At 43.4% G+C, this 15,884-nt stretch carries 4 protein-coding genes; all 4 read right to left on the bottom strand.

Annotated features, from left to right (window positions below; all coding sequences use genetic code 11):
* Nucleotides 1–55 precede the first annotated feature (55 nt).
* Nucleotides 56–568: a hypothetical protein gene (locus AB0L18_RS25650; protein WP_367390178.1), complete on the bottom strand. Its 513-nt coding sequence runs from the start codon at nt 566–568 to the stop codon at nt 56–58.
* The gene (locus tag AB0L18_RS25655) at nt 565–11,808 is read right to left on the bottom strand and encodes an RHS repeat-associated core domain-containing protein (protein ID WP_367390179.1); all 11,244 of its coding nucleotides are present in this window, start codon (nt 11,806–11,808) and stop codon (nt 565–567) included. The genes AB0L18_RS25650 and AB0L18_RS25655 overlap by 4 nt, the downstream gene beginning before the upstream one ends.
* A gap of 289 nt (nt 11,809–12,097) precedes the next feature.
* A complete protein-coding gene (locus AB0L18_RS25660) occupies nt 12,098–12,553 on the bottom strand; it encodes a hypothetical protein (protein WP_367390180.1) in 456 nt (151 codons plus the stop codon).
* Between the two features lie 289 nt (nt 12,554–12,842).
* A complete protein-coding gene (locus AB0L18_RS25665) occupies nt 12,843–15,650 on the bottom strand; it encodes a gliding motility-associated C-terminal domain-containing protein (RefSeq protein WP_367390181.1) in 2,808 nt (935 codons plus the stop codon).
* Between the last annotated feature and the right edge of the window lie 234 nt (nt 15,651–15,884).

A 15,884-nucleotide genomic window follows, 5' to 3' on the forward strand; every position in this document is an offset into this window, starting at 1 on the left:
CCACTCATTAGCGCCTATGTTGTCTTGGTAGACAACATAGGCGCTAATGAGTGGGCTACCCATTTACGTAAGTTTGGCATAGAACACTTACAATCGTGTTCTGCTTATCAAACTCAAAAAGCCATTTTATTGATGGACCTTGAGAATTTCCTCCCAAAGGATTTAGTTCTCTGCTTGATAACTCTAAAGTCAAAAAATCACCATTAATTACTGAAAAAGTCATATTAAAAGCAGGGTGCTTTTCACAGTGAGACAGTTGCTTTATTACATAAGGCATTGGAGCTATTTTTGCAACTCTTATACTTTTTCTTTGATCTTCATCATTAACCTCATGAAAACCACTTATTGTTAATGGTTGTGCTAATGTATCGATACAAAAAGCCTCTCGATTAACCTCAAAAGAGAATCCTTCAAAGAGCAGTCTGATCCGGTCTATTTCATCTTCCTTCGTAAGTACATATTCGTAGGCTTTTCCATACTTTTCTATTTCTCCAAATGTATTTGGAGAAATAGAAAAATATGGAAATACTGTAATCAATAACCATTTAGAAATGCATAATATAATCATTGTCGATCTTTTATTAACTCTGCTCTAAGAATAGTAAAAGGCTTATGTTTCACATAACCCCTTTCTGGAGTTCGATGTTGATTTAATTTCCTTCTTGCATGATGACTGAATATTTGGTATTGGAAACCAGGGTCAGTCAATGAAATCCCCGAACGATAATCAACTCTCCTTCCGAAATCACTGCCTGTAGACTTAGACATCTCCTTTCTAATTTTATTAACATTATCTACATTAGCTGCGGCAAAGTCTTCTTTTTTTGCGTTCACATCCAACATCGCTCCCATAGTTTCAGTATGACCAAGTTCGTGAAGGAAATTCATTCCGTATCCGTATGTTAGCGGGTTTAAGTCCTGAGATGTACCATCAACAAAGCTTTTAATTTGATCAAAATTAATATTAATAGTATTTCGTCGACTTTTTGTACTGCCATTCATGAATACTCGTGACTCGTCCAGCGGGTCATTCATCACACTTATAACATCAGTACTGGAAATTGCGTCAATTAGCATTTTTCTAGCCGTTGCACTTCCATGAAGCATTCCGTCGGGAATAGAATACATTAACTTCCCATTTGCTCCTATAGATAATTTAAGCCCAGTCAGTTGTTCTAATTCATTTGTGACCTTTGACCAATCGATCTCATCTCCTTCTGTATTTTTCTTTGCAAGTACAACTTCCCTACCGTCAGGATCAATAAAAATTATTGGATTATCAAGCACATAAGCATAAGTACTCCACGCAGGATAAATATTTGCTAGCGGATCCACACTCAAAAACCGCCCCAAATCACTATCATAGAACCTGGCTCCTCGATAATCGTAGCCTGATTCTATGTCACGCTCGTGGTAAGTTGTCAAATAACGTTCCTGGTCGCAGGCGACCCATTCGCGGAGTATTTTCCCGAAGGGGTAATAATCCGCTACGTATTCCGCTACGTATTCGACCTCTCCCTTGCAATCCAGCACGGTATGGAAAACGATGCGGGTGTTGCCGAGGTGATCATAAAGATAGTAACTTATTTGTAAATCTTGTTCTCCGCCAGTGGTGAACAATTCCGTTTCATTGCCGGGGTCATTTGGGGTGTCGTCTCCTGGTGGTGGGCCCAGATCGGGGAGAGGGTCTACCCTCGCAAGACGTTGTTCTTTGCGGTATGCCAGTATTTGGTTGATACTGCTGATCGCCGCACTACCGTCTGTAAAGGTCACGCGGAATTCGTCGAGTGGGGTTTCTACAATAATCCTTTGCCTCACTTCATAGCTTAGATTACTGACGAGGCCCAGCTCTTCCTGGAAGAGGTATCGTCGTTCATCACCACAGAAGAACAGTTGGTAGAGGACGGTCGGGTAGGTATAGCTGGCCGCCGTAGCGGAGGCTAAGGCTACATCTACCTGTGCTAATGCTTGCCGGGTAGGCTCGATGTCTTCTGGTTCACAAGTGAGGTCGGTTGGTGTGGGGCAACCTTCGCAGATGCCGTCTACGCAATGATAGACTTCGGGTGGATCACATTCCAGTTCCCAGCCGTAATCGACACAAGAAACAGTTCCTACCAGCAAGGGGCCATTTGTACAGCACCAAGAGCCGCTGCCGCTTTGGCTAAGGCCACTGCCTCCACAACAAAGAATTTGTTCTTCCAGGGAATACCATTCATCTATATCATTAGCATCAAGCGGTAGTTCATCAGGCAATAGGCTACTAAGGTCAATATATTGACTCTCGTCACACACATTCATGTCAACTCCTATATTGCATCCTGATAGTACCTTATGTACACTAGCATCAATTTTCAACCCAGGTGCCCCTTTAATATAACCTGTTGCTTCCGGCAATAGGTGGTCGATATTAATGTAAGGGTCGCTGAGATAATGCTGTATAGCCACTTTGATCGAGAGTATTTTTCCTACTGGATCAAATTCAACAAAGAATGGACTACCCTGCGTGGTTCCTCCATGTGAATCCGCCCAATTACCCTGAGCATGATCTAAAGTACTATTAAGAACATTCATGTATTGTGTACAACAAGGTTCTGTGTTTTCGTCTAGAGAGAGGAAGAAGTCATTAGCATCAGGAACGTCTGGACAGGCAGAAATGAAATCATCACAATTAATAATACCATTATCCGCGGTGTAAGCAAGGTTTGGATAGGTTGAAAGTACCGTAGCAGGGTTCAAATCAACTACAAGTCTTCCATCTGGGTTTCGTGTTGAAAACCCTAATCGGTCGATGTAAAAGAGATCATCACTTCCCATGTTAGCTAAGTCGAAGCGATACTCCATAAACACACAACTCTTAATACTCTCATTCGTGACTACCACTCCTTGAACACCTTGCGTTGAATTATCATCGCAATAACGCTCCCAGTCAAAAGTTGCGTTAATATTTATACTCGTTGGGTCGTTCAAAACCGCATCAAAAGACAGATCCGTGAGGTAGATATCATACTCACAGTTTGTATCACCATCTTTTCGCACTGCTTCACAATTAAAACCAAGAATTCGGAAATCCGTATGCGCATCGTTGAAGCGTTGGCTTAGTATATATGCAAAATTCTTTTGTTCTTCAATGCCACCATCATATACCCACAGCTGGAATTCTGGTGTAAACGCGGCATTTACTGGCACCGTTTCCAATACAGCAATGGTATGCGGCATCAAGGCTATCTCCTCTTCAAGTAGATACACTTCTCGGCCATTACAAAGGGCAACACGCTTGAGTTCTAAGGGATAGCTTAGTTGATTAGCAAAAACATTGGTATTCTTAATTTGATCTAAAATCACCAATTGATCAGCAATTTCCGCTGGCCCGCATTCTCCGGCCTCTGGCGTTCTACAACGCTGCTGACGATAACGACAAGGCACAAAACTCCCTATAGTATAAAGCTGATTCGCCCCCCTCATGTTGATAAAATCAGATAAGGTACCTGGATCAGTTTGTCCCTGAATATTCACCAGATCGATGATGTCCGTAGGGCTATTTACTTCAATTTCCTGCTGCATCACTCTTCCTGAAGGAAGCATGGATAGTTCCTCCCTGACAAAGTACATTTCCCTGCCTTCACAGAAGCGGAAGCGGTAAATGGTATTGGGGTAAGTCAGCGTAGCCGGATCAAAACTGCCAAAACCTGCTTCGAGTTGATCTAATATTACCGTTTGCTGTTCGGTTTCTGCGGGTGAACAGATTGGCCCCTCGCATTCGGCTACTTGTCCACAACTTTCATAACCAAGAAGGCTCAATAGTTGATCATTGGCACGGGCTTCCAGCAGCTGGGTAATCGTAAGGTTCGTATTTTCGTTTGCCGTGGTTTTGGCATTTACAAGCGTCCCTATGGATGGGATAAATAGGTGTTGCAACAATGTGTAGTTACTACTGGCAATCAGCGGAATCTCACTGGCCAGGACATAGTACTCCTGTCCATCGCAAAAGCGCAAGCGGAACATCTCCAACGGGAAGGTACTCCCGGTAGGCAATGAGGTCGTATTAGCAATAGCGTCATACAAGAAGCTCAGATTAGGTCCGCCATTTAAGGCATCTGCCAGAGAGCAATCAGGTAAACTTGGATCACAAGGCAAATCTTCATAGCATGGAGCATACCCCTCCAAACGAATCTCAGCGTTCGTTTCAGCCAGATAGGAACTGACCAGTTGAGTTCCAGTAATGGTGTATGCTTCTCCGCCATTCACACTCACTATAAATTCTTCCTGCAGTGCTCCGATTTCAAAAGTTTGTAAAATCATGCCAAAGCCGGGGAAACTTGCCAGTTGTTGTTCCAGGAGATAGACTTCGACGCCATTGCACATCCGCATCCGGTGAAGTTTATCTGGAAATACCAAATTGGAAATATTACCAGCCAGCGCATCGTGAAGGTTATTCAGATGCAAAAGTTGATTGTTGGATGTCTCCTCGGAGCAGGTATAGACTTCACCTGGACAGAAAACAGCACAAGCCTGGTAATTATTCACATTGAGGGTCTCCGCGTTCTCCCGGACAAAGAAAAACTGCTCCAATAGCATTGCTTCCACAGGGTTGTCATTCAGTGCCACTCCGAGAACGGCGTTGGGCTCTGTAAGTACAATTTGCTGTAGGATATTGTAAGGCCCATCCACCAGTTTCAATTCTTCAAAAAGCAAGTACCGGTCTTTTCCATCACAAAACTGTACCCTTACCAGTAAATTGGGGTAAACAATGGCATTTGGATCATAGACATAAGGTATGGCTGCTAATTGAGCGGATTGCTGTTGCTGTGTTTCAGGAGAGCATTCCGGTTTTTTAGGACGGCAGAGGCTTTCTCCACATTTGTCTGCTGCAATTTTGGCAACCCTTTCATTTCCATGGATGTACCAGGAAAGCCCCTGATCAGAATTAAAGATGGCCAATTCTTTGCCCGCTGCATCCCGAAGATAATATTCTTTATCCTGGCCACTTTTGGCAATTCGCATATCATTTACATCATAAAGGTAGGCACTAGACCCTACCCCTGTAGGATAAACCCCACGCACATAGTCAATACCAGCCATACCTCGCTTTTCGTCGGAGGTCATACATCCTATACCGTTGTAACCATAAGCGTACTCTTGTTCAATTCCGTCAAGCCCGGTGTATCTAAGACGCCCCAGCTTATTGGTTCCATTGACCAAATCATAAATAAGGTTTTCAAACCCGATCTTCTTAAGATCGTGATCAAGTATACCACGACTCATTTTGGTGAGGTTACCAACGCGATCGTACTGATAGGTCACATCTCCAAAGTCATCAAAATCACCAGTATACAGATGAGCATCAATCAAGTCAAAGCCAACAGAGGCATCAGCACTCGTTAGCCTGTTCATGCCGTCATACTGGTATTGGTATGCAGTATTACCGGAAAATATCAGAGGTACGCCCTCAAAACGATCCAGCTCGTATTCAAATGTTACCGCATCGATATTGCCATTGTAGTTATCACCATCGTACACTAAATTTTCCACGAATAGATCACTGACAACTGACTTCATACGTTGTCGCGTATCGTAGTCATAAACCACCACATCTACATTCTCCTCCGTACACCCTACTCCAAACTCATAATCATGTAATGCTTTTTTGGAGACACTAAGATAAGAGGGGTGATAAGTATAGCTGGCAATAGCTGCATTGAACACCCCAAGAGAAGGATAATCAATGCCTACATTCCTGATTCTATTCCGTCCATCATATTTATACAAATAATTAAAATCTATATTCCCGTCACAATTAAGATTGACCTGTTGTTCATAATAACTTCCTTGCAAGTTGTACTTGGGATAGGATAGTTGATATTTCAAATCACTGCTAAAACCAAGGTAACGAACCACTTCCCAACCTAGAAATCCGTCTTCATTGTAAGTTAGTAGCCGCGACTCTATGGGATCCTCTCCATCGTAACTGATCGTTTGGGCGACTTTGCCATTTAGGCCTCCCATCTCGCCAATATAGCTTTCGAGACCTTCATTCAGGACTGGATCATTTGCTGCTTCATTATAATACCACTCTTTTTCTGGATCACTGGTGGCTAATAAATTAATATAATCAGCCATTACTACCAAATCATGGTTTTCCGTTGACATCGTAGCGGTAGGTTCGACCCAAGGTAGCCCTTGGCCTGATTCGTCTTCAATGCCTCCCGCATTTACTTGTTGGGTCATTCGACCAAATTCATCATATCCCCACATTTGGCCATGCTCAGAGGTCTCTAATGCAATCATTTGGCCAGAAGGATTATAATAATAACGAGTTTCACCTTCATCTACCGTTTTCTTAAGCCGCAATAATCCAAGATAATTATAAAAATATTCAGTCTCTTGCTGTTCAGCATTAATCGTACGGCTCACATTACCAAACTCATCATACGTGTAAATTACGCCGCCAATCCCTCCACCCAGGGTAGCTATTTTCTGGCCGACTCCATTGGTGTATTCAATTACAACCTTACCGTCTTCGTCGGTAATTTTTGTTCTCAATAAATTTCCTCCTCCAGTGGGTGGAGTCCCGAAGTCATCTGCACTTCCTCCATTCTCGATGTGATCTAAAATAATATCCTCACCAGTAGCAATACAATATTCATAGATAACATTTGGATCTGATGTTAGACATAAATCATTTTTAGCCGCTACCAATGGTCGATTGCGTGGTGCCACATCTAATTTATAATTCATACCGTCACATAGATCAGTTAGGCCTGTGTCAGCATCAAAGAAATCCGGCAAGCTACCCGTAGGAGGGCCTGCTAAAAAGACCCTTCCGTAAATGTCAAAATAGTTATCTGTAACAAGCGGATTGCTTCCTCCCCCATCAGAGGTAGTATAAACATTACGTCCTAAAGGATCTATATACTGTGTATTGGTGGTACCCTCCTCGCTTTCTGTAAAATCCGTAACAGCCACAAAATTCTTTAACGCTCTTTGAGTAAAAGTATAGTTATGGTTATTAGGCCAATTGTTATAGTCGATACTTTGGATAAGGTCGCCATTTCTTTTTTTACGAATTAAACGGTTAAAACCATCATAGTCAAAATCCAGTCTTATCCCATTAGGGTCTGTTATTTGTCTCACTTGTCGGCTAGGGTGATACTCGTAAGCAGTGGTGAGGGGAAACCGCTCTGGTGGCAGTTCTGCTCCTACCGTAATAGATTTTGGCAGCCCAGGGTAGGAACTGATATTTTGCGACTGTCTGTAAATCTGACCAGCAAAACAGTAGTCATATTCTACGGTAGTAATGGTTCCATAATTTACTCTCGTCTTCAGCCCTTTTTCGTCTTCTTCCATCACTACCTGGCCTAAATTATTACGCGAGAGAATAGTGTGGGTTTTTAATACCGGGCAAGCAAAATCGACAATTGAGAAATCATCTGGATCAGGAAAAGTTGCCAGGGTTGAACTAGAGGACGCAGCTGCCGTCTGTATATAGGTTTCTTTTAAATAGATATTTCCCTGTATAAAATTGACGAGATAAGCCTCTACGTCACCAGGATCGACTCCTCCTCCGTCATCAAATCCATCGCTAGCCGAGTTTTGTGTAATACCAGAAGAAGTTGGTGTCTCATCAATTACTGTACAAGGGCAATAAAGGTTAGATCCTGGCAACTGGCAAAAATCCTGATTATTAGGAGGCGAAGTGGTACAAGTTAAATATGGGTTACCGCCTATAGTACCGTCATTTTCACAGCTTCCATCACCGAAAAGACCATCCAAGGTATAAATTTTAGAAGAAATTGCGGTAGGTTCCCAATCATCTTCATATACGTAAAAGGTAGAATGGATATTGCTACCTCCCCCAGAACCTGTACGAGTTACTCGTTTCTCGTAAACAAGATCGCGGCGTTTTTTTACATCAAATATCTGGCGTAACATTCCTCGCTTAGGTTTCTTGGTGTCAGCATCCTGATATTGTGGATGATTAATCAAATCATAGATATAGAAATACTCTTCTGTATGCCCCCAGCTAGGTACAGAAGGTGAAGTTTGTTCTACTTTATACAATTGCCAAGAAGGTTCCCACTCCAACTGATTATCCTGGTTAGCCGTAATACCCATTTTGTCAAATCCCTCAGTAGTAACTTGCCCGCGGTAATCGGCATCATAGTATTCATAATTGGTAATATTCGTAAAACCACCATCGGCAAGGTCACAAGACCTGTCAAAAGAGGTGCTTGTCTCTGTTGTCTTTTTTATAAAGTAGCTGTAAAGGGAAGAGGGGTCTATTCCAATAACATACTCAAAGAATTTCCTCTGCCCCAAATAGAAATAAGGTGTTTCAAATTCTCCTCCATCGTTACCACTAATATTAGGAGGTAAAGCAGTATCATCATAGAAAATAGCATTAGAACAGTTAGGTCTAAGACTCAGGTATTCATTGTAACAAATAAACAGCTCATTACATGCTGAATATTCATCAGAATCAGGGTCATAAAAAGCGATATTTTCAAGACATTCATTCAACATTGGTCCTAAAGGATCATTCGCCGGACGTTCAAATAGAAGCGTATAGCAGGTACTTGATAGATCCTGAAGATAGTCATCATAACCTGGTTCACATTGAGGGCTTGGATCTCCAGCTATGCTTTTAAATAGATTAATAATCTGCTCATAATACTGAGTATACCCATTCGATCCATCCGGTTGATTTTGCTGGTAGATGCTTGATGGTAAATCAGGCCGGTTCGAGATTTCCGCATAATCGTAGTAAGCATATATGTGGTTAAGAGGATCTTCGTAAAACCGGGGAGCTATCCTCAGTTGAACAGGTTCAAAAGCCACACACGAATCATAGTCGATAATGGTTTCACTCAATAAATTTCCATCATTATCGTACGATCTTGTTTCTTTAAGTTTACCCCATAGTAGCCAATTTGTAGAATGGACATAATCTGTTTTTAGCGTTGCTGAATTAGGACCGCTGACGGAAGCTCTGCCAAACCCTAATTGGCGGTTCCTGTTTGGATTTGACTGACGTAAATTGGGGATTAGCGGCACCCGGTCATTCACGGCAGCAGCATCACTGAAACTGTACTTCCACGTTGCTATTTCTCCTCCTTTTTGGTGAACCATTTTATCTTTTACGATCATATTGACCTGAAAGGCATACCCGGGAGCCTTATAAGTGCCTCCGCTTAAAGGCACAGGTGTATTATAAAAAGTCGGAGGAACATAGGCAAGACCCTGTGTTCCCAGGTATTTTGGAATAGCGTACGAACTACCAGAATCGTTATCTACGCTTTGATAGTGTACTTCGGTAATTTGTCCTAAAGGGTTAACTATCTGACTAAGTACCTTAAAATAATTACTTTGTTTCAGGTCACCTTGTGTAAAGAAATAGTTACTAAAAACATCATTCAGTTTTACCAGATGGCTCATGTTTTCATACTCAAAATGAGTAGTAGGATAGGTCGTCTCGTCTTCGCCACCAATAAGCAAAGTAGGGGAAACTATGATCTTATCTAAACGCACTATATTCCGGAAGTAGCCTGTACTCTCATTAACAGGCAAACCATTTTGAATTATTGTATTGGTGATCGCAACAGTGTCAATATTATATCGCAAATTAAGACTGGCAACTGTTTCCCAGCCAGCGGATTGATTGTCAGGGTCAAAGCTGGTAATTTCAGTACCGATAAAATTTTGCTTGGTAACTCCTGTAAGCATGAGTGGCACCTTACTGTATCGCCATACTTCTATGCTTGATAGGGAATAATCTTCATCAGCCAAGGTTGGCTGTGAGGGATAATTATAATGAGGAAAGGTAGTATTCCACCAAAAATGAGGAGCAGACTGTTCGGGACACATTTTCAAACGCAGACGATCACTGATTTCATAAAAATCCAGCATATTATGCCAGGGTAGCCCAATTCCGAAATTGTTACTAATCCTATCCGTAGGAAAAAGACCTATCTGAGGTTCAATCACAGATATGCCTGAATCCTCTCCATTGTGTTGGCCAGGAAGTCCATATAATGCAATAGACAAATCATCATCACTTAGCCCTATACCCCAATTAAAATAAGACTTAGTAGGAAAAGGAGCCTCTAGTCCACTCACCCAAACGTCAAGGGGGGTAGCTGCATAATTATTGTCAGAATTTGCAGGACCAATTTGGATACTAAAGCCTGCATAATCTATGGGGTTATTAGGTAGTACAAAAAATTCAGAAATTTGAGCATTAACCCCATCGGAAACATGCCACTTGACAGCCTTGTCAAACGTAGAATGAATAGCATGACCTCTCGTATCTGCGTATTTACAAGCAGGTAGCCATATACCTTGATTACCAGTTGGCATATCATGTAGGATAGAGAAATCGCCACTTGAAATATTCAGATCAAACAATGCTGCTTGATTTCCTCCTGAGATGCTAGCTTTTACTTCATATATTTCACCGGGAGGCATTTCCAGGTTATTTACTAAATTACCACTTCCTCTTCCTGAGTTAAAAGGGCTTAGACGAGGTGATTCCAGAAAAGAATGATCAATCAAACCATTTTGAGCGTTTTCAACATAATAAGCACCTTGTGGAGCAGAAGCACTCTGTCCACAATTATCCGTTTGACCACCAACCCACAAATAAGGGTTCTGACCAGAAATATTATAATTAGCATTAACACTTTTGATATGCCTATATCTATACCAATCAGTAAAATCACTTCCTTGATTGTTATAAACCATTTTTTTCGAGTACAGGTCATCTACTCTGGTTACAGCAGGGTCATTGGGATCTAATAATCCATTACTTCCTATCAAGTCTATAACGGAATAGTCTAGTAGTAAACGCTCGTAGGAAGATTGTATATAAGATAGATGTACATCACGATACACTTTTGGTAATTCATGAGGATTAATATCTACATCATCAATAAAATCTCGAGCGTCTCTATGGATATCTTGCTTATAGCGTTTGAAAAAGTCAATCTCTTCTCCGTAGAGATTGTAAGAAAAATTGATTGAGCCAATTAAATCGGGGTGCCAAATCCTGGTACAATACCAACTCAAATATTCTGTTTTGGGCATGACGAGACTACTAGTTCCGGCATAGCCCGCATTGTAATCTGGTGAACAGTTAGCGTCTTGAGGATGAACACGTTGATTTGAAGCCTCACGATGAGCTTTAACCAGTGGAGAAAACTCATACCTGGTCCCATCATCCAGAATAACTTGCCAGTTTTTCCCGTCAAAAATTGCCTCAATGTATTTTTCAAATTTATTTAGAACGAAAATGTGTCCTTGATTAGTCGTTCTCTTCAATACCATTCGTCCACCTCCTACTCCAGGTATATTCATCATGGGTTCAAACCAATAAAGATCGCCTTCTTTTTGGGCCTCATCGGAAAAATAAACAGGGCGACGACCACCTCCCATATTCCTTCTTGCCTGAGCACTATATTTATTATAATCTTCTGTACTCACACTGATAGTTGGAACATTTAAGCTCCACCCTTCCCCATAAGGTACACCAGATAAGGCGGGTACGTTATCCCCAGTAGCAAAAGTAGAATTATAAGACATCGACAAAGAAAAGCTCATTCCTGACAAGGTTGAAACTGATCCCAAATCATAAGATGCATTGAATGTACCAGTGAACATATTTACATCACCAGACACTCCGCCGGAGATAATCGAACCGGCCTGTGCTTCTTTGGGTGACATTTGGCCTGTCGAAGTCCCTCCAATCATTTGAGCAGAAAGGTGAAAAGGAAAGAAAGTAGCCGAAGTTAAAACTACAAGAATCAGAAAGAGCATTTTTTTCGACATCACACATAGGAATTTACCCACGGTACTGAGCACCATGAAATTTAAATAATAGTAATAGCATTTAGCTACAAGTCATAACGACTTGTACAATTTTCAAAACTATAACTCCTCTTTTTATTACGGGAAACTAAAAACAGAGCGAGGAGCGCATTTGTATCTTAAATCATTACTTGCTTTGGGAACAAGTTACAGTTGTAATATCTGACAACAATTTTATATATATTATTTCAATTATACAAACCTTTCTGGCAGTTTTTTAAAATTTATTTCAACTTTCCTATTCTTTTTGGGATGTTTCTATTCGTAACTCGAATTCGCCTTCGTCGTTCCTGGTATTCCGAAAGGGTTGAAGCTTTACCCTTGCTGACCAGGATCTTTCTTCCAAAAGAGCAATCCATTCATTGATGCTTTGGGTATTCGATGTTTGGGCCCGTACCAGGATAAAGGAGGCATAGGTAAGCCTTGTTTCCCGCTCACCTGCCTTCGGCTTTTCCACCGGAAAACACTGTAGCTGCAAGAGTTTTATCGCTGGAGGGATGGTCTGTGCTATTTCATCGGCAAGGAGCGACAGTTGGGTGGGGCGCAGTGGCTGATCCCCTAATACCCTTTGGCGTTGGCTGAGTTGTGTCTTCAGGCTATCCATTTTGCTCAGGAGACTTTGGGAGTAATAGAGCTCTCCTTCTACCTGTGCCAGCGAGCGCGCTGTTTGGTTGTAGACAAAAAAGTTAAGCAAAACGGGGTACATATTATAAAGAAGAGATTATCCGCATTGGCATTACGCTACGGCCATTGGTGCAAAAGGTACGGTGATCCCTGCAAGATGCCCAAAATACCAATCGCAAGGTACTCGAACCGACGCTGGATAATTTGGTGAGGTGGGCAAAGTCGCCTGGGGGGTATGATCTGGCGGGGGTGGATGCTGATCCGGAGAAAAAGGCTACTGTGAAAGCTAAACTTAACACCAAAGAGAAGAAGAGGTTTTGGAGTGGATTTTTGCAGACTAAGCCTCCCACCGCCCTATGCTACCTCAACAAATGCACCTCCCCTACCCGCTGTTGCCACTTGCCATCTCGGTCGCGGTAGCGGAGGGTGTAAAGGTAGACACCGGAATTGACCTCCAAGCCTTGCCACCCTTCTTCCATATTGTTACTGGTGTAACGCAGGCCACCCCAGCGATCAAAGATCTGGAGGTCGTAATCGGTGATGGGGCAAGTGGTGTAGGAACAGAAAGTATCGTTAGTACCGTCACCATTCGGTGAAAAGGCATTGGGGAGGTAGACTTCGCAGGTGCAATCTTCGATGGTGACACTGATCTCATCAGTAGCAGTTTCGCAAATATTGGTGAGCATCAAGGTGTAAGTACCCGAATTTTGTACTTCGTAGGTGGCCGTGCTGGTTCCGTCTTGCCACAAGAATGTTGGGGGTGGACCGCTTACCAGTGGGTCTAAAACCAATGGCTGGCTTTCGCAAATGGTTATGTTTTGACCCAGCTCCAAGCTGGTAGCCTCGTAGTAGGTTACTTCAAGGCTGCTATTTTGGGTGCAATCATCGAGCGTGAGGGTGAGTCCGTAATTTCCGGGGGTGTTTATCCATAATGTATTTCCTGTTGTACCATCCGACCACAGGATTTCTGCTGCAGTATTTTCGGCAATCAGTAGCAGCGAATCGCCCAAACAAAGCGTCGTATCTACTCCTAAACTAAAGGGAGCTAAAGGGTTGTAATTAAGTACCAGCTCCTCTTCTTCCGTACATTCGCCCAGGGTGGCTGTAAGTCGATACGTTCCGGCGGTACCTACGTTAATGCTCTGCGTATTTGCGCCGTTTGACCAGAGGTAATATTCGGCAACGGATGGGCCGGTCAGGGTAAGGGTTTCGCCCTGGCAAAGGGTGAGGTCTGGACCAAGGTTGAAAGGTTGCAAAAGGCTGTTCACTACCTGTACCGTCTCACTACTGCTACATGCTCCTAGTGTTACCGTTACCGAATAATTACCGGAAGTTGCCACCTCGTAGGTAGGCGCACTACTCCCATCTTGCCAGCTGTAACTAGCGCCATTTTGGGTGGCGTCTAGCAACAAGGTACTTTCCGCGCAGATCGCTAGCGCTTCACCCAAATCTACCGGGTTCAGCGGATGCGGACTCACCAGGATGCTATCCGTGGCGGCACAATCCCCCACACTGGCCGTAACCCAGTAGAGGCCGGGAGCTGACAGGGTAAAATCAGCACCCGTAGATTGATCCTGCCAAACGTAATTAGCACCAGGTATGTCTGCCGCTAAGGTAAGACTGTTCCCTGGGCAAAGGGTGGTATCTGCCCCTAAGTCTAAAGCTCCAAAAGAGAGCTCCGTAATTTGCAGCGTATCAGTGATGGTGCAGTCGTCGCGACTGAGCGCTACCGTATAAACACCCCCTGAGGTAGCCAGAAAAGTAGGTGTTGTGGTGCCATCCTGCCAGAGGTAGCTCGTATTGGGCAGACTCGCATCTAACAAAAGGCTGTCACCGGTGCATAGCGTAGTGTCTGCACCCAAGGAAAAGGGTAAAAAAGTGGGAGTGACCTGTAGCGTATCCGCATGGGTACAACCGTCTAAATTTGCGAGAAGGGTAATTTCAGCGGGAGCATTTGTGACCAAAAAACTGCTCTCCGTACTTCCATCCTGCCATTCGTAGTCTACTCCTGGCAATTGTGGATTAGCGGAAACAACAATACTATCGCCTGCACACCACTCGACGTCTGGCCCTAAGTTGATCGTAGCTACTGGGTTTTCCACAATCAAAACACTATCACGTGCTCGGCATTCTCCTACCCGGATTTCAGCCCAGTACAAACCAGGATCTGTTACTGAAAAAGTAGTACTGCTACTACCATCTTGCCAAGTATAAAAGGCCCCGGAGGTGACAGCGCTTAAGACAATCGTTTCCCCTGAACAGATCGTAGTGTCTGCACCTAAATCTAAATTCAATTCATTGCGAATAATATTTACCTGGTCGTAATTGACACAACCGTCAGCACCAGTAATGGTTACTTGGTAGGTGCCGGGTTGAGTAGCAGTTATTGCAGGGCCCGTTTCACCCGTACTCCAGACATAGCTTCCCTCGGAGGTCAGTACATCGAGGACCACGTTGATTTCATCCTCTTGGCAAAAATAGAGGGGTGGTCCCAAATCGTCGGTTAGCATGCAGGATTTATTCAAATAAATAGCGTCAATCCCCATGCGCAGGCCGCCATTTAGCTCGTCGTTCATATACAGGATGCTATCGTCATCTTGGGGCATAAAGGCAAAAGTATGTGTTTCACTGGTCGCTTTAAATTCAAACGACCTGAAATCCCAGGGGAAATCAAGTGCATTATAGGCGGCCGCACTTCGGGAGGTGGGAGAAATAAATAACTGACTGTTATCACGATAAACAGCCCAGCGCCCGGAAGTATCCAGGGCATTGATTTGTTTGACGACCGCTTGGTAAAAACTAAGCTGATAGAAAGAATCCACCGTAAAACCACTCACTGTCTGCATAATCCCCTCGTGAAAACGAGCGAAAGGAATGTCGTTTTGCCGGGAAGAAAGTCCACTCATGAAAGTGTTGCCGCTGTAGGGATTACCCATCATCCCTACATCAGGCACGGGCCCTAGCGGGTCCGTCAGATCAGGCGTATCTGTTATCCCTAAAGCAGTAGCGGCACAAAAAGGTGCGCTCGCAGGTACAGCCTGCCAACCCGGAGGCAGTCCACTCGCCACGTCAAACTCTACCACCCCTTCCAAATCCGGGTTTTGAAACTGTTGGGCACCAAGTGATCCGAAATACAGGAGAATACAGCAGCAGAGAAAGAGACGCATAAGCAAAGCGGTTTAATCGAGAGAACGATAAAGATAAACAACCTAATGGATTTCAACTCACGATTTCAGGAAAAAGCCCGTCAGATAAACTGACAGGCCTGTCCGGCTGAAAGATGGGCTTTTAAATTGCAAAAATTTTAGATCATCCTCCGATCATGCAATACCAGCAAAGCTGGCACTGCACCCACTGGGCGCTATACGTCCATCCGCTAAGGCGCACGGCGTCTAGCTAGC

This window comes from Lewinella sp. LCG006, assembly GCF_040784935.1.
Taxonomy (GTDB): domain Bacteria; phylum Bacteroidota; class Bacteroidia; order Chitinophagales; family Saprospiraceae; genus Lewinella.

What these genes read in the sequence shown, in the direction of transcription:
- AB0L18_RS25650 (WP_367390178.1), bottom strand. Translation starts at nt 568, where the DNA reads ATGATTATATTATGCATTTCTAAATGGTTATTGATTACAGTATTTCCA.
- AB0L18_RS25655 (WP_367390179.1), bottom strand. Translation starts at nt 11,808, where the DNA reads ATGCTCTTTCTGATTCTTGTAGTTTTAACTTCGGCTACTTTCTTTCCT.
- AB0L18_RS25665 (WP_367390181.1), bottom strand. Translation starts at nt 15,650, where the DNA reads ATGCGTCTCTTTCTCTGCTGCTGTATTCTCCTGTATTTCGGATCACTT.